Annotated in this window: 16 protein-coding genes; 7 read left to right on the forward strand and 9 right to left on the reverse strand. The window is 71.6% G+C overall.

Annotated elements, in window-relative coordinates; all coding sequences use genetic code 11:
* Positions 1-53: 53 nt before the first annotated feature.
* Positions 54-701: a hypothetical protein gene (locus DDP54_RS16420; protein WP_146192463.1), complete on the forward strand. Its 648-nt coding sequence runs from the start codon at positions 54-56 to the stop codon at positions 699-701.
* Between the two features lie 14 nt (positions 702-715).
* Entirely contained in the window at positions 716-931 is a 216-nt protein-coding gene (locus DDP54_RS16425) for a hypothetical protein (RefSeq protein ID WP_146192464.1), read from the forward strand.
* Positions 932-942: 11 nt separating this feature from the next.
* On the opposite strand, the gene DDP54_RS18750 is transcribed toward DDP54_RS16425, so the two are convergent.
* The 6 genes from DDP54_RS18750 to DDP54_RS16450 all read right to left on the reverse strand — a co-directional run bounded on the left by DDP54_RS18750 (position 943) and on the right by DDP54_RS16450 (position 6645).
* Complete coding sequence (locus DDP54_RS18750; protein WP_242448539.1) at positions 943-1458, reverse strand: GNAT family N-acetyltransferase; 516 nt, start codon at positions 1456-1458, stop codon at positions 943-945.
* A complete protein-coding gene (locus DDP54_RS18755; RefSeq protein WP_242448556.1) occupies positions 1455-1811 on the reverse strand; it encodes a hypothetical protein in 357 nt (118 codons plus the stop codon). The genes DDP54_RS18750 and DDP54_RS18755 overlap by 4 nt, the downstream gene beginning before the upstream one ends.
* Before the next feature lie 89 nt (positions 1812-1900).
* Positions 1901-2902, reverse strand: coding sequence for a metalloregulator ArsR/SmtB family transcription factor (locus DDP54_RS18760; protein WP_242448557.1), 1002 nt, complete (start codon positions 2900-2902; stop codon positions 1901-1903).
* Between the two features lie 80 nt (positions 2903-2982).
* Entirely contained in the window at positions 2983-4092 is a 1110-nt protein-coding gene (gene arsB / locus DDP54_RS16440) for an ACR3 family arsenite efflux transporter (RefSeq protein WP_109133065.1), read from the reverse strand.
* A gap of 92 nt (positions 4093-4184) precedes the next feature.
* On the reverse strand, positions 4185-5198 hold the full coding sequence (locus DDP54_RS16445) for a magnesium transporter CorA family protein (protein ID WP_109133066.1): 1014 nt from the start codon (positions 5196-5198) through the stop codon (positions 4185-4187).
* 85 nt (positions 5199-5283) lie between these two features.
* A complete protein-coding gene (locus tag DDP54_RS16450) occupies positions 5284-6645 on the reverse strand; it encodes a deoxyribodipyrimidine photo-lyase (RefSeq protein WP_109133067.1) in 1362 nt (453 codons plus the stop codon).
* A 107-nt stretch (positions 6646-6752) separates the two neighbouring features.
* Between DDP54_RS16450 and DDP54_RS16455 the strand changes: the two genes are divergently transcribed.
* Positions 6753-7400 (forward strand): hypothetical protein, encoded by a 648-nt coding sequence (locus DDP54_RS16455; RefSeq protein ID WP_109133068.1) that lies wholly within the window; start codon positions 6753-6755, stop codon positions 7398-7400.
* Positions 7401-7406: 6 nt separating this feature from the next.
* Here DDP54_RS16455 and DDP54_RS16460 read toward each other — a convergent pair whose 3' ends face one another.
* Together DDP54_RS16460 and DDP54_RS16465 are read right to left on the reverse strand one after the other, a co-directional pair.
* Positions 7407-7610 carry a rhodanese-like domain-containing protein gene (locus DDP54_RS16460; RefSeq protein WP_158274562.1) on the reverse strand — a complete coding sequence of 68 codons (204 nt, stop codon included), beginning with the start codon at positions 7608-7610 and terminating at the stop codon, positions 7407-7409.
* A gap of 27 nt (positions 7611-7637) precedes the next feature.
* Entirely contained in the window at positions 7638-8591 is a 954-nt protein-coding gene (locus DDP54_RS16465; protein WP_109133070.1) for a siderophore-interacting protein, read from the reverse strand.
* A gap of 184 nt (positions 8592-8775) precedes the next feature.
* On the opposite strand from DDP54_RS16465, the gene DDP54_RS16470 reads away from it, so the two are divergent.
* A complete protein-coding gene (locus DDP54_RS16470; RefSeq protein WP_109133071.1) occupies positions 8776-9972 on the forward strand; it encodes an EAL domain-containing protein in 1197 nt (398 codons plus the stop codon).
* 65 nt (positions 9973-10037) lie between these two features.
* Here DDP54_RS16470 and DDP54_RS16475 read toward each other — a convergent pair whose 3' ends face one another.
* Positions 10038-12311 (reverse strand): glycoside hydrolase family 3 C-terminal domain-containing protein, encoded by a 2274-nt coding sequence (locus DDP54_RS16475; protein ID WP_242448540.1) that lies wholly within the window; start codon positions 12309-12311, stop codon positions 10038-10040.
* A gap of 242 nt (positions 12312-12553) precedes the next feature.
* Here DDP54_RS16475 and DDP54_RS16480 point away from each other — a divergent pair, with 242 nt between their 5' ends.
* The 3 genes from DDP54_RS16480 (at position 12554) to DDP54_RS16490 (ending at position 15388) form a co-directional block, all read left to right on the forward strand.
* Entirely contained in the window at positions 12554-13609 is a 1056-nt protein-coding gene (locus tag DDP54_RS16480; protein WP_109133072.1) for a zinc-dependent alcohol dehydrogenase family protein, read from the forward strand.
* Positions 13610-13766: 157 nt separating this feature from the next.
* Complete coding sequence (locus DDP54_RS16485) at positions 13767-15050, forward strand: ammonium transporter (RefSeq protein ID WP_109133073.1); 1284 nt, start codon at positions 13767-13769, stop codon at positions 15048-15050.
* The gene (locus DDP54_RS16490; RefSeq protein ID WP_109133074.1) at positions 15050-15388 is read left to right on the forward strand and encodes a P-II family nitrogen regulator; all 339 of its coding nucleotides are present in this window, start codon (positions 15050-15052) and stop codon (positions 15386-15388) included. The genes DDP54_RS16485 and DDP54_RS16490 overlap by 1 nt, the downstream gene beginning before the upstream one ends.
* Positions 15389-15402 lie beyond the last annotated feature (14 nt).

Genomic DNA, 15402 nt, shown 5'->3' on the forward strand with positions numbered 1-15402 from the left:
GGCGTCGGCCGGTCGGGCGCCGTCGCGCCCCCGTTTCTGGTAGACCGACCCCCGTGACTTTGACGCCCACCGCATCCACGTGGAGAGACGAGCCGGCGCACCGCGTCGTCGGCGGCACCGGACTGACGGCGCTCGTCGTCCCGGGACGCGGCGGGAAGATCGCCTCCCTGCGCGACGGGACAGGTCGCGAGTGGCTCGCGCAGCCGGGTCCGACGCTGCCGGCGCCTGCGCGCGGCCCGGTCTCCTTCGTGGACGCCGAGATGTGCGGCTGGGACGAGTGCGCGCCGACCGTGGACGCCGACACTCTCGACGGCACGCCGCTGGCCGACCACGGTGAGGCATGGACGACCCCGTGGACGTCACGCGCCGCGGGCGCGTGGGGCTACGACGGCCGGAGCCTTCCCTACCGGTTCAGCCGGCGGATCGAGCCGACCGGCACCGGGCTGGACCTCGTCTACACCGCCGAGGCGACGGCCGGCGGCCCTGTGCCGTTCCAGTGGGCGGCCCACCCGCAGTTCGTCGCTCCCCCGGGCTCACGGGTCGTCCTGCCCCCGCAGGTGCTCCACGTGGACGGGATCTACGGGGTCGACGGCCGCCAGCCGTGGACCGACGAGCTCGCCCGCGTCGATGCCCTGCCCGACGGGGCGCCCTCAAGTACTGGGTCGACCCCGACCGGCCCGTGGCGTGGGCCGGGCTCCTGACGGCCGACGGGACGATGCTTCGGCTGTCCTGGGACCCGGCGCTGGTGCCCTACCTCGCACTGTGGGTCGACGCCGGTCTGCACTCACGGGAGCGCGTCATCGCCCTCGAGCCGTCGACCGGGTCCCGGGAGGCACTCAGCGGGTCTCGCGCCGACGGGCGCTGCCAGTGGCTGGAGCCGGGGTCGCCCGCGACCTGGACCGTGCACGTCGAGGTCTCCCCCGCGAGCTGACGACGCGGCCGTCAGCCGCGGCTGCGCCGCTCGAGCAGGACCACGTCGCGCCACTGACCCTCGAGCGGCCCGTACGCCATCCGACCGAGACGCTCGCGGGTGCCGACGACGCGGAACCCCGCAGCCGCGTGCAGCGCGAGGCTGGCCGCGTTCTCGGTGAACACCCCGGACTGGATCGTCCAGACCCCGGCGGCCTCGGTCGAGGCGATGAGGGCCTCGAGCAGCGTCCGTCCGACGCCCCGGCCGCGCGCGTCGGGGTGGACGTAGACGGAGTGCTCGACGACGCCCGCGTAGACGCACCGGTCGGAGACGGCGGTGGCCGCCACCCAGCCGAGCACCGAGCCGTCCGCGTCGAGGGCCACGGCCCGGTGGGCAGGCAGCTTGGCCGCATCGAACTGCTCCCAGGTGGACGGCTCGGACTCGAAGGTGGCGTGCCCGGTCGCGATCCCCGCGGCATAGATGTCACGGACCGCCGGCCAGTGCTCGGCCGTCAGCGGAACCACCGTCACCTCGGGTGCGCCCGTCACGCGACCGGCTCCACGCCGAGCTCGCCGAGCAGCGTCAGGACGCGGGTGCGGATCTCGTCCCGGATCGGTCGGACCGCCGCGACGCCCTGTCCGGCCGGGTCCTCCAGGACCCAGTCCTCGTACCGCTTGCCCGGGTAGAACGGGCACGCGTCGCCGCAGCCCATCGTGATGACGACGTCGGACGCCTTGACCGCGTCGGTGGTCAGGACCTTCGGCTTCTCGGCGCGGATGTCGATGCCGACCTCGCCCATCGCCTCGACCGCAGCGGGGTTGATCTGGTCGGCGGGCATGGAGCCGGCCGAGCGGACCTCGACGGCGCCACCGGACAGCGCCGTCAGGAAGCCGGCCGCCATCTGCGACCGCCCGGCGTTGTGCACGCAGACGAACAGCACGCTGGGTCGGGTCGCCGGAGCGTCGGGCAGCGCGGTCGTGGGGTTCTCGGTCACAGGGGGCTCCTCGGGTGGGTGGGCGGGCTGTGGGGGGTCGTGGGGTGGGCAGCCGGGACGAGGTCGGCGAGCAGCGCGCGGACCCGTCGGTCGATGTCGTCGCGGATGGCGGCCACCCCGTCGGGCGATGCCAAGGCAGGGTCGCCGACGACCCAGTCCTCGTACCGCTTGCCCGGCAGGACGGGGCACGTGTCGCCGCAGCCCATCGTGATGACGACGTCGGCAGCGCGCACGGCGTCATCGGTGAGCGGCTTCGGGAAGGCTTCGTCTGCGTCGACGTCGACCCCGAGCTCGTCGAGGAGGCCCCGGACCGTCGCGTGCACGGCACCGGCGGGCGCCGAGCCGGCCGAGCGTGCGACGACCGCGTCCCCGGCGTGGTGGCGCAGCAGCGCCGCGGCCAGCTGCGAGCGACCGGCGTTGGCGACGCACACGAACAGCACCTGCGGGACCCCGGCCGACCGGTCGGCGCCGGCGCGGACGATGTCCGTCAGTCGCTGCTCAGCGAACCGCTGCGTCGTCGGGACGAGGTGGGCGCGCAGTCCTGCGTTGCGCACCAGGGCCGCGTAGGACTCGCGGACGGTGCGCAGGACGACGTCGGCGGCGAGGTCGGGGAACCTCGCGGCCAGGTCGTCGCTGACGCGCGTCAAGGCCGCATCGACGTCGCGCAGTCCCGTCAGGGGGGTCTGCTCGGGATGGTGCGCGTCGAGCGCGCTCGGGGCGAACGACTGCAGCAGCGTCGAGACGGCCTCGCGGACCTCGGGAGCGACCCGGTAGTACACCCACGTGCCGCGCCGCTCGGACGTCACGATGCCGACGTCCTTGAGGACCTTGAGGTGGTGGGACACGGTCGGCTGGGACACGTCGGCCACGCCGGCGATGTCGCAGACGCACGCCTCACCCGTCGAGCTCGTGGTGATGAACGACAGCATCCGCAGGCGCAGCGGCTCGGCCAGGGCCTTGAGCATCTCGGCGACCTGCACGGCCGCGGCACTGCCCATGGCGCGGGCCTCGGCCGGGGTCGCGCAGGGCGTGCCGCTGCCCTGCGCGACCGTAGCTGCCGAGGACGGCGACCGGGTGCTCATGCGGAGACCTCCTCGCGGGGGCCAGGGACGCGTGACGGACCGTCGGCGAACCAGCGGCGCGCACCGTACAGGGACACGTAGACGAGGCCGACGAGCACCGGCACCTCGATCAGCGGTCCGACGACCCCGGCCAGGGCCTGGCCGGATCCCGCACCGAACGTCCCGATCGCGACGGCGATCGCGAGCTCGAAGTTGTTGCCGGCCGCCGTGAACGCAAGGGTCGTGGAGCGCGCGTAGCCCAGACCCAGGGACCTGCCCGCGGCAAGACCGACGCTCCACATGACGGCGAAGTAGACGAGGAGCGGCAGCGCGATCCGGACGACGTCGAGGGGACGACGGGTCACCGCGTCGCCCTGCAGTGCGAAGAGCAGCACGATCGTGAACAGCAGCCCGTACAGCGCCCAGGGGCCGATCCGCGGGATGAACGTGGTCTCGTACCACGCCCGTCCCCTCGCGCGCTCGCCGACCCGACGCGAGGCGAACCCGGCCGCCAGGGGGACGCCGAGGAAGACGAGGACGTTGAGCGCGATCTGGCCGACCGACACGTCGAGGCCCTGCAGGTCCAGACCCAGCCACCCCGGCAGCACGGTCAGGTAGAACCAGCCGAGCAGGGAGAACGCCACGACCTGGAAGAGCGAGTTGATCGCGACGAGCACCGCCGCGGCCTCTCGGTCACCGCACGCCAGGTCGTTCCAGATGACGACCATCGCGATGCACCGCGCCAGCCCCACGAGGATCAGCCCGGTGCGGTACTCGGGGAGGTCGGGCAGGAACACCCAGGCGAGCACGAACATGAGTGCCGGACCGACGACCCAGTTCAGCAGCAGGGAGCTGACGAGCAGGCGCTTGTCGCCCGTGACTGCAGCGATCCGGTCGTAGCGGACCTTGGCCAGCACCGGGTACATCATGACGAGCAGACCCAGGCCGATCGGCACGGAGATCCCGCCGACCTCCATCGCGCCGAGCACGCCCGCGAGCGCGGGCACCGTCCGCCCGATCGCCAGACCCCCGACCATCGCCAGGCCGATCCAGACGGGCAGCCAGCGGTCGAGCGTCGACAGCCGACGCTGATCGAGCTGCGGGGCTGCGGTGGTGACCTGGGGCACGGGACATCCTGTCGTCGGCTGCCGGCTGTATGTAGCCGCGTCTATATTGACGTTCGTCGAATCAAGAGTCAACTCGACCCGCGAGGTCGCGCCTACAGCCAGTCGCGGCGCTTGAACGAGATGTAGAGGCCGACGCCGAACCCGACGATGACGACGACGCTCAGGATGTAGCCCGACGGCTGCGCGAACCCCGGGTAGGGCACGTTCTGCCCGAACCACCCGGTGACGGCGGTCGGCACGGCGATGATCGCGGCCCAGGCCGTGAGCTTCTTCATGACGGTGTTGAGCCGCGCGTCCTGCAGCGACAGGTTGGTCTCGAAGATGGTCGTGACCATGTCGCGCAGCGACTCGGTCCACTCCGACGCGCGCAGCACGTGGTCGTACAGGTCGTCGTACCACGGGTCCATCTCGGCCGGTGAGTCCAGGTCCTTGCGGTGGCGGACGACGGCGCTGACCACCTCGCGCATCGGCAGGACGACCCGGCGCAGCTCCACGAGGTCGCGCCGGATCCGGTACGTCTGGCGCTGCAGCTCGGTGGTCGGGGCACGGTCGTCGAACAGGAGGTCCTCGAGACCCTCCATGGCCTCGTCGAGCACCTCGACGGCCTCGAAGTGGCCGTCGACGACGGCGTCGAGCAGCCCGTGCACGAGGGCGGACACCCCGAACTTCATCAGGTCGGGGTTGTCGTCCCAGCGGCTCACGACCTCGTTGATGTCGAAGCCCGAGTCCTGCCGGACGGTGACGACGCCGCGGGGCAGGATGAACGCCGAGATCCGCGACACCTCCAGGCTCGGCGCGTGACCGGGCTCGACGCCGTCGCCCGTTGCGAGCCGGGTGGCGTAGACCGTGAGGAACGTGTGGGTGGCGTAGCGGATGGACTTGACCCGCTCCTGCCGCGCCAAGGCGTCCTCGACCGCCTGCGGGACGAGACCGAGCTCGCGTGCGAGCTCGTCGAGATGGTCGGGGTCCGGCGCGCACAGGTCGACCCACACGAGGCAGTCCGCCTGCCCGAGGTACTCCGAGACGTCCTCGAACGGGAAGTCCTCCGTCTCGAGCACACCGTTGCGCCACAGCCGGGTTCGGAGGATCCGGTCCGATGAGGTCATGGCCCCAGTCTGCCTCCACGGGCGACTCGTTCACGCGGATTGGCGGCCCACGCCGGGGACCGGTCCCCCGTGCCGTCCGGACGTGTCAGCCGCGCGCGGCCGCATACCGACGCAGCGCCTCGTCCCGCTCTGCGCCGTGGTCGACGATCGGTGCGGGGTACCCGCCGTCGTACGCGCCGGCGACCCTCCACGGCTGGTGCACCGCGCGCCCGGCGACGTGACCGAGCTCGGGGACGTACCGGCGCACGTAGTCGCCGAGCGGGTCGAACCGTTCCCCCTGAGCGACCGGGTTGAACACACGGAAGTACGGAGCGGCATCCGTGCCCGTGCCTGCGACCCACTGCCAGCCGTGACTGTTGGAGGCGACGTCGCCGTCACGCAGGTGCGCCAGGAAGTGCCGTGCACCGTGGGGCCACCACACGTGCAGGTCCTTGACGAGGAAGCTCGCCGTGACCATCCGCACCCGGTTGTGCATCCATCCCTCCGCGAGCAGCTGGCGCATCCCGGCGTCCACGAGCGGGTAGCCCGTCCGCCCGGACTGCCACGCCGCGAAGGCTGGGGTCGCCGGGTCGTCGTAGGCCATGGCGCTCAGCCCGGGTCGGAGGTCGGCCCAGGCCGAGGCGGGCCGGTGCCACAGCACGTCGGCGTAGAACTCGCGCCAGCACAGCTCGTTGACGTACGTCGTCACGTCCGGACCGCGGTCCGCAGTGACCGCAGCGAGGTCGGCGAGCATCGTGCGCGGGTGGATGGTGCCGTACTTCAGGTGGACGGACATGCCCGAGGTGCCCGCCAGGTCGGGTCGGTCGCGGTCGACGGCGTAGGTCTCGATCCCGGCGTCGAGGAACTCGTGCCAGCGTTCGAGCGCGCCACGCTCGTCGACACGCGACCGCGCGGCGGACGGTCCGTCGGAGCCCGCAGGGAGCGGCTCGGACGTGACGCCCCTGTGCCATCGCACGCCGGGTGGCGCCGCGGCGGGTCGCCGCCAGCCATGGTCACGCCAGGCCCGCGAGAAGGGCGTGAAGACCTGGTACGGCGTCCCGCCGCCCGTGCGGACCCGTCCTGGGGTCACGGCGTACGGGCTGCCTGTCATGACGAGCGGGACGTCGGGCGACAGGGCAGCACGAACGCGCTCGTCCCGGCGGCGCCCGTAGGGGGTCGTCTCGGCGGTGACGTGCACGCTCGCGGCCCGGACCTCGCGCGCCAGGGCGGGGAGGACCTCCTCCGGTCGCCCGTGGCGCACCACGAGCGCGTCGTCGAAGGACTCTCGAGCACCGCTGAGCGCCTCGTGCAGCGCGGCCAGGCGCGCGGGTCCCGCAGAAGCGGTCAGGGTCGGGTCGACGACGAAGACCGGCAGCACGCCCCCTGCACCCGCCGCGTCGTGCGCGGCCACCAGCGCAGGGTGGTCGCTGCGGCGCAGGTCGCGCCTCAGCCACAGGATGCTGGTCATGCGGCGAGCCTAGAGCGACCCGCGTCCCCGCAGGCGCGCGCCTGGGTAGGGTCGGGTCGGCTGGTCAAGCGGCGCCCGTGGGGTGCCGAGCGGAGAGGAGTGCTGGGGTGGACGTCGGCGTCCTGACTGTGGTCGTCGCGGCCCTGGTGGCTCTGGTGCTGCGCCGCGTCGTCGTGCTGCGCCGCGACTGGCACACAGCCCGCGGCTTCGCGACCGGCATGCTCGTCGTCTGCGTCGCCCTGCTGGTCACGGCGGGCGGCTTCGAGCTCAAGCACCAGTGGGTGCAGGCCCGCGCCACGGCGCTCGTCGTGCACGTCTCGGGGTCACGGGAGGCGCAGGCCGACTGCCAGCGGTTCACCCCCGAGCTGGTCGACCTCTCCGTCACGTCGGGCTTCGTGTTCTCCGACAGCCAGAACGTCGCCCACCTGCGCCGAACGGTGTGCAACGACCTGTACGCGTGGCTGCTGAGCAGCAAGCGCGCTCCGACCGACGGCCAGGTCCGAGCCCTGCACATCACCGTCCACGAGGCCATGCACGTGCGCGGGGAGTTCAACGAGGCGAGAGCCGAGTGCTTCGCGATGCAGCAGGACGCGGACGCCGCCCGGTTCCTCGGTGCCTCGCGGACGCAGGCCACCGCGTTGGCCGAGCGGTACTACCGCGACGTCTACCCCCGGATGTCCGCGGAGTACGTCAGCGGGGACTGCGCCGCCGACCGCGCGCTCGACCTGACCCCGGGTGACGGTCAGTTCCCCTGACGACGCTCAGGGGGCGCCCACCAACGGGTACCCCTCCGCGGTCCAGGCCGGCACGCCGCCCGCGAGGTCGACGACGTGCGTGAACCCGGCGGCGGTGAGCTTCTCGAGGGCCAGCTCCGAGCGGTGCCCGCTCTGGCAGTACACGGCGTAGGACGCGGAGGTGTCCAGCTCCGCGACTCGCGCAGCGAAGTCGCTCGCCTGGACGGCCACGTTGATCGCGTCGCGCGCCGCACGTGGTCACGCGCTCTCCGCACGCCCGAGCCGCCAGTAGCCCATGAAGGCGACCGACCGTCGGTCGATGCCGCGTTCCGACACGAGGTGGCGCCGCAGCGCCTTGATGACCCCGGCCTCCCCGGCGAGCCACGCGTACAGCTCGGTGGTCGCGATCAGCGGGCCGCCGTCGGCGTCCACCGGCACCTCCCACAGCAGGCCCTGGTCCACGTCGACGTCGTCCAGGTGGATGTCGTGCGGCCGGCCCTGGGACCCGAGCAGCCGGGCGGCGGCGGCCTGCACAGCGGGGACCAGACGCGTCCCGTGCCCGGAGCCGTCCCGCGGCAGCCACGTCACCGTGATGCCGGTCGGGCGGTCGATCGGGAGCTGGTCACCGGTGCACGGCACCTCGAGCAGCACCTCGCCGCGGGCATCGCGAGGGAGCCGCTCGATGATCGAGGCGATCGCCGGGACGGCCGTCTCGTCGCCGGCCATGAGCACCGCGCGGCTGTGCGCGGGTGGGGCGAAGTCGACGCCGCCGTGCGGCCCGGGGTGGTGCGCGTCGGGCCCGCAGACCACGAGGCGATCCCCGGGCCGCGCAGCCCCCGCCCACCGCGAGGCGGGCCCGAGGTCGCCGTGCTGCACGACGTCGACGTCGATCTCGCGCATGCGTGGCCGCGACGCACGGACGGTGTAGGTCCGCAGCGCCGGCCGCTCGTCGTCGGACAGCGTGCGCCACGCGCCGTACCAGTCGGCTGCGACCGCGTCGGGCCCGGTCAGGCGGCCCAAGGCGCGTGCTTGCGGCGCCGTGGTGGGGATGAGGAGCTTGATCCGCTGGTCGAAGCCGTTGTCCGCGAACCGGTGCAGCTCCGGACCTGTGAGGGTGAGCCGACGGAAGCTCGGGCACAGCCGCTCGACGCGCGCCAGCTCGACGTCGAAGAGGCGGAACGGGGTGATCGCAGGCGCGACGGTCGTGGTCACCAGAAGTCCTTCGCTGTAGGTATGCCTACCCTAACCTTCCGTCTCGACCCCATGACGACCCTCGGTCGCTACCCTGATCCCGTCTCTCTCCGTGACTCTGCTCACGTCAGCGCCCCGCATCGCCGATAGAGAGACCAGCGAGGAACACGCGTTCCGCTCTGACCGGCGGGACAAGGGGAAGCGGGTGGCATCGGCCGTGCATCGGCAGGACTGGTCGGCACTGTTCACCCGTGCCGTCGTGCGCGGCGCCCGGGCGCCCATGGCTCTGGTGATCGCCGTGCTCGTCGCGATGCTCGTCGCGATCTGGTTGCTGGTCTACGCGACCGGCGGCACCAAGGTGGCCCTGCCGCACCTCTTCTACCTCCCGATCATCCTGGCCGCGCTGGCCTTCGGCTTTCGCGGGGCCGGGGTGACGGCATTGGTCGCGACGGTCCTGGCGGGTCCCGCCATGCCCCTCGACGTCTCGACAGGCGAGCCCCAGACCAGTCTCGGCTGGCTGCTCCGCGGCGCGATGTTCATCCTGGTGGGCGCCGTCGCCTCGCTCGCCCTCGTCATGCGCGAGCGCGCCGACGCGCAGCAGCTGTCCACCGAGATCCGCTCCGCAATGACGCCGACGACCCACGACGACCACGCGCACGGGGCTCTGCTCCCCCTGATCGACGCCGCGATCGACGGCGGGACCTTCCACCCGGTGTTCCAGCCGATCTACGCGCTCGCGGACGGACGGTTGGTCGCGGTCGAGGCGCTGACCCGGTTCGACGTCCTGCCATATCGCACCCCCGACCTCTGGTTCGCCGCCGCCGCGCACGTCGGACGCGGGGTCGAGCTCGAGATCGCGGCGATCGCGGCCGCCATCGTCGCGGCGGAGGACCTGCCGGCCGACGTGAGCCTCTCGGTCAACGCCTCCCCCGCGACCCTCGGTCACCCCAGCCTGATCGAGCTCGTCCGGGCGTGCGACGGGCGACAGCTCACCGTGGAGGTGACCGAGCACGCGGTCATCGAGGACTACCACCTGATGAAGGAGCGGCTCGTCGAGCTGCGGGTCCTCGGCGTGCAGATCGCCGTCGACGACGCGGGTGCCGGCATCGCCAGCCTGCAGCACATCGTCCAGCTGGCTCCCGACATCATCAAGCTCGACATCTCGCTGACCCAGCACGCCGGGTCGAGCCCGTTCCGGCGGGCCATGGCCGGCGCGCTGATCGACTTCGCCCACCACAGCGGTGCCAAGCTCGTCGTCGAGGGCGTCGAGGACGCGACCGATCTCACGCTCTGGTCCGCGCTCGGCGCCGACGCGGTGCAGGGCTACCTGGTCGGGTACCCGGCCGCGCTCCCCGCGCTGTCGTCGAGCCCGCTCATCGTCGCCATGGCCCCGCTGCACTGACGGCTCCGCACACGGCGAAGCGCGCCGCCCCTGGTGCGGGCGGCGCGCTTCGTCGTCTCTCGGGACTACTCGCGGCCCGCGGGCGTCCGTACGGTGATCGACTGGGACAGCAGCACGTTGTTCGACGCGTTGCCGACGTACACCGTGTACTCGCCGTCAACCGTTGTCCACGTGTCGGCCGCAGCGTCCCAGACGCTCAGCGGATGGTTCGCTGCGGACGGGTCGATCGTCACGGTGACCCTCTTCTTCTCCCCGGGATCGAGCGTGACCTTCTCGAATCCGACCAGCCGCTTGGGCGGCTCGTTCGCTGCGGCGGGCAGGCCGAGGTAGACCTGCCCGACCTCCGCACCCGTCACCTGGCTGGTGTTGGTGATGGTGAACTGCACCTTGATCGGGTGGGTGCCGTCGAGCGTCCTGGGCGTCGCCTCCAGCTTGGAGAGCTCGAAGCTCGAGTACGACAACCCGTAACCGAAGGCGAACGTCGGCGCCACGTCGTTGGCGTCGTACCAGCGGTAGCCCATCTCGAGGCCTTCGCTGTAGGTGGCCGTCAGCGGCAGCGGACCGGCACCGTCCGGGTCGATCCCCGGCCACTGCGCGACCGTGGCGTTGGCGGCCTCCCGCTCCTGGGTCGGGAACGTGATCGGCAGCTTGCCCGACGGGTTCCTGATCCCGAACAGCAGGTCGGCGACGATGTTCCCGTCCTCCTGCGCGGGGTACCAGGCCTCGAGGACGGCCGGGACACTGTCGAGCCACGGCAGCAGGACGGGCCCGCCGTTCTTCAGCACGACGACCGTGCGGGGGTTGGCGGCGACGACCGCGGCGACGAGCGCGTTCTGGTCCACACCGTCCGTGACCGGAAGGGCGAGCGTCGTGCGGTCCACACCCTCACGGGAGATGTCACCGACCATGACGACGGCGACGTCCGATGCAGCGGCGAGCGCGGCAGCGGCCGCGATGTCCGTGGCGTCGTCGTACGTCACCGACGCCGTCGACCCGAGCGTCGCGAGCGCGTTCTTCAGGCCTTGCTCGGGCGTCACCGTGTAGGGCGACGTGACCACGATGGTGTTCGACGGACCCTGCGAGTTGAACTTCGCCTGGCCGGCGAAGGTCCGCGGGCCGATCAGGGCCACCGAGTCCAGCGACCCGGCGTCGAGCGGCAGAGCGCTGTTCGCGTTCTTGAGCAGCACGCTGCCCTGCTCGCCGATCTCCCTGACCCGCTCGCCGTTGGTGGCGAAGTCGATCGGGGTCAGCGAGCTGATCGGGTCGTCGAACTGGCCCAGCTCGAACATCACCGTGAACCGGCGGTCGAGCTGCTGGTCGATGTCCGCGACCTGGAGCGTTCCCGCGTCGAGCGCGGCGTGGATGAGCTCCGGGGTGAACCAGCGCGGGCTGGCGAACTCCAGGTCGAGGCCGGCCTTGATCGCGGCGGCTGTGCTGTGCGTCGCTCCACGGTCGGACATGACGTAGCCCGTGAAGCCGAGGTCGTCGCGCAGCCAGTCGGTCAGGAGCTCGGGGTTCTCGCAGGCGAAGACGCCGTTGAGGTGCGGGTACGAGCACATGACCGAGGCCAGGTTGGCCTCCTGGATCGTCATCTCGAACGGCAGCAGGTACAGCTCGTGCATGGTGGCGTCGTCGACGACGGTGTCCATCGTGTTGCGGCCGGTCTCCTGCTCGTTCGCGGCGAAGTGCTTGGCCACGGACTGGACGCCCCAGCTCTGCACCGCGTTCACCTGGGCCACGGCCATGGTTCCGGCCAGGTAGGGGTCCTCTCCGAAGTACTCGAAGTTGCGGCCGGCGTTCGCGATCCGGCCGAGGTTGATGCCCGGCGTCAGGAGCACGTTGTGCGCGCTGGCGCGGGTCTCCTCTCCGATGATGTTGCCCCACGCGGTCGAGACCGCGGCGTCCCACGAGGAAGCCACCGTGAGCGCACTGGTGAGGCCTGTCGATGTCGGTGCGACCGCGCAGTCGCCGCCACCGAACGGACCGTTGGTCATCCGCAGCGTGGGGATCGCCAGCTCGGGGATGCCCTCGACGTGCCGGCCCCCGGCCGAGAAGTCGCAGCCGGGGATCGTGGTGTTGGCGACGGGCTTCATCGCGATCTGCTGGATCTTCTGGTCGAGCGTCATCGCGCTGATCAGCAGCTCCGCCCGCTGTGCGGGAGCGAGCGCTGGGTCCATCCAGGGCAGACCTGTCCACGCCGATGCTGCTGGGCCCCGGGACTGGTGTGCGGCGGATCCCGCCTGGCCGGGCGCCGCTGTCGCGGCCCCCGTGGCGACGATCGTGAGCGGGACGGTGACGGCGACGATGGCCAGCCACGTCCGACGAGAGCGAGTTCTCAAGGTCCATTCTCCTTCGAGTGGATCCCCGGGGCGCACTCCCTTGTGGGCCCCGGCGGTGACCCGATTCAGTCGTCGGAGGGCATTCCCGGTCAACGCGTTGCCACATGTTGCCTCGGCCGAGGCGGGACCGTAGCCCCAGGTGGTAGGACCAAGGTCACGTGTTCCCGTAGGACCTTGGTCATTGACTGGGGGGATCGCCGTCAGAGTCGACGGCGGCACATCACTCCTGAAGGAGTTCCACCGTGAAGGCACTCGTTTACCACGGCCCCGGACAGAAGTCGTGGGATGAGGTCCCCGACCCGACGATCCAGTCCCCCACCGACGCGATCGTCCGCGTCGACATGACGACGATCTGCGGCAGCGACCTGCACATCCTCAAGGGGGACGTCCCGGCGGTCACGCCCGGCCGGATCCTCGGTCATGAGGCCGTCGGCACAGTCGTCGAGATCGGCTCGGCGGTCTCCGACCTCAGTGTCGGCGACCGCGTGATCGTGTCGTGCATCAAGTCGTGCGGCAAGTGCTCGTTCTGCAAGAAGGGCCTGTACTCCCACTGCCTCGGAGACGAGGGCGCGTCGGGCATGGGCTGGATCTTCGGCCACCTCATCGACGGCACCCAGGCCGAGCTCGTCCGCGTCCCCTACGCCGAGAACTCCGTCTACAAGGTGCCCGAGGGCGTCAGCGACGAAGAGGGCGTCATGCTCTCCGACATCCTGCCGACCGGGTTCGAGATCGGGGTCCTCAACGGCGACATCCACCCCGGCGACGTCGTGGCGGTCGTCGGTGCCGGCCCGGTGGGCCTGGCCGCGATCATGACCGCGGGCCTGCGCGGACCCGCGCGGATCATCGCGATCGACCTCGACACGAACCGCCTCGAGCTCGCCCGGACGTTCGGCGCAACGGACACGGTCAACTCCGGCGACGCCGACTGGCTCGAGCAAGTGAAGGCCCTGACCGACGGGCTCGGCGTCGACGTGGCGATCGAGGCCGTCGGCCTGCCGGCGACCTTCACGATGTGCGTCGACTCGATCCGCCCCGGCGGTCACGTGGCGAACGTGGGCGTGCACGGCAAGTCCGTCGACCTGGCGCTCCAGAACCTGTGGATCCACAACGTCACCATCACGACCGGGCTCGTCAGCACGAGCTCGACGCCGATGCTGCTGAGCCTCGTGGCTCAGCACAAGCTGCCCGCCGAGAAGTTCGTCACCCACCGGTTCAAGCTGGACCAGATGATGGACGCGTACGACACCTTCGGCCGTGCGGCGGAGACCAAGGCGCTCAAGGTGGCGATCAGCCGGTAGCCGTCGGCGCCGGGGGACCTCACGGTCCCCCGGCGGGACATCGATCGCGCAGGCCGGGACGGACGGCCTGCGCGATCGGGTGTCCGGTGCCAGTACGCTCGCGGGCGGCGCAGCCACGGACGGGACCGACCGGCCGCCACGCGAGAGAGTTGGGCCGATGCACCTCCTGCCCCCTGCCGTAGCCGTCGACGCCGGAGACACGGCGTGGATCATCGTCTGCACGGCCCTCGTCCTGCTGATGACGCCCGGGCTGGCCTTCTTCTACGCCGGGATGGTCCGGTCCAAGCACGCCCTGGCCATGATCATGCAGAGCTTCGCGACGATCGGCGTCGTCTCGGTGACGTGGGTGGTCGTCGGATACTCGCTCGCGTTCGACAGCGATGCGGGCGGGGGCCTCGTCGGCGGGCTCCATCTGGTCGGCCTGACGCACGCCGAGATCGCGGTGCCCGGCCTGTCCCTCACGGTCCCACCGCTCGCCTTCGTCGCGTTCCAGCTCATGTTCGCGATCCTCACCGCGGCCCTGATCAGTGGCGCCTCCGCGGACCGCATGCGGTTCGGTGCCTTCGTGACCTTCATCGCCGTCTGGTCCGTCGTCGTCTACGCACCGATCGCGCACTGGGTCTGGGCACCCGACGGCTGGCTCCACCGGGCCGGCCTGCTCGACTTCGCCGGTGGGACGGTCGTCGAGGTGTGCTCGGGTGCGTCAGCTCTGGCGCTCGTCCTCGTGCTGGGCCCGCGACGCGGGTGGCCGCGCGAGATGATGGCGCCGCACAACCTGCCGCTGACCCTGCTCGGTGCCGGTCTGCTCTGGTTCGGCTGGATCGGGTTCAACGCCGGCTCGGCTCTGACCGCGGGGAACCTCGCCGCGAGCGCAGCCCTCGCCACGCACCTGTCGGGTGTGGGCGGCATGATCGGCTGGCTCGCCCTCGAGAAGCGGCTCACGGGCAAGGCGACGACGCTCGGTGGCGCCACGGGCGCCGTGGCGGGGCTCGTGGCCATCACGCCCGCGGCAGGCTTCGTCGCGCCCGTCCCGGCGATCCTGGTCGGCGCGGCGGCCGGGATCGTCTGCCTCTTCGCGATCCGGCTGAAGTTCCGCTTCCGCTATGACGACTCCCTGGACGTCGTCGCCGTGCACTACGTCGGCGGCGTGATCGGGACGCTCTCGATCGGCCTGCTCGCCGCGACCGCCGTCAACCCCGCGGTCACCCATCAGGGCCTCCTGCTCGGCGGCGGCCTCACGCAGCTCGGGCACCAGGTGCTCGGCGTGCTCGCGGCCTCGGCCTTCGCCTTCGCGGCGTCGTACGCCATCGCCTGGGCGCTGCGCGCCACGATCGGGCTGCGGGTGACGCCCGAAGAGGAGTACGAGGGCCTCGACTCGAGCCAGCACGCCGAGAGCGCCTACGAGCTCACCGCAACCTCCAGCATGGGAAGGGTCTCCTGATGAAGCTCGTCACCGCGATCGTCAAGCCGTTCAAGGTCGCCGACGTGCGCGACGCCCTCGGCAGCATCGGGGTGCGCGGCCTCACGGTCTCCGACGCCCAGGGCTACGGACGCCAGGGCGGGCACACCGAGGTGTACCGCGGCGCCGAGTACCAGATCGACTTCGTGCCCAAGGTTCGGGTCGAGGTCCTCGTGACCGACGACACGGTGGCGCACGTCGTCGACACGATCGTCACCGCGGCGCGCACCGGCAAGATCGGCGACGGCAAGGTCTGGGTGCAGACCGTCGACGAGGTCGTGCGGGTCCGGACCAACGAGCGCGGGGACGACGCCGTCTGACGACACCGGAGTGG

Origin of the sequence: Cellulomonas sp. WB94 (genome assembly GCF_003115775.1) — a bacterium.
Classification (GTDB): Bacteria; Actinomycetota; Actinomycetes; order Actinomycetales; family Cellulomonadaceae; genus Cellulomonas_A.

Bases quoted from the DNA above. Each gene is read 5' to 3' on its own strand.
- DDP54_RS16425 (WP_146192464.1), top strand. From the start codon at position 716: ATGCTTCGGCTGTCCTGGGACCCGGCGCTGGTGCCCTACCTCGCACTG.
- DDP54_RS18755 (WP_242448556.1), bottom strand. From the start codon at position 1,811: ATGGCGGCCGGCTTCCTGACGGCGCTGTCCGGTGGCGCCGTCGAGGTC.
- DDP54_RS18760 (WP_242448557.1), bottom strand. From the start codon at position 2,902: ATGGGCAGTGCCGCGGCCGTGCAGGTCGCCGAGATGCTCAAGGCCCTG.
- DDP54_RS16445 (WP_109133066.1), bottom strand. From the start codon at position 5,198: ATGACCTCATCGGACCGGATCCTCCGAACCCGGCTGTGGCGCAACGGT.
- DDP54_RS16450 (WP_109133067.1), bottom strand. From the start codon at position 6,645: ATGACCAGCATCCTGTGGCTGAGGCGCGACCTGCGCCGCAGCGACCAC.
- DDP54_RS16485 (WP_109133073.1), top strand. From the start codon at position 13,767: ATGCACCTCCTGCCCCCTGCCGTAGCCGTCGACGCCGGAGACACGGCG.
- DDP54_RS16490 (WP_109133074.1), top strand. From the start codon at position 15,050: ATGAAGCTCGTCACCGCGATCGTCAAGCCGTTCAAGGTCGCCGACGTG.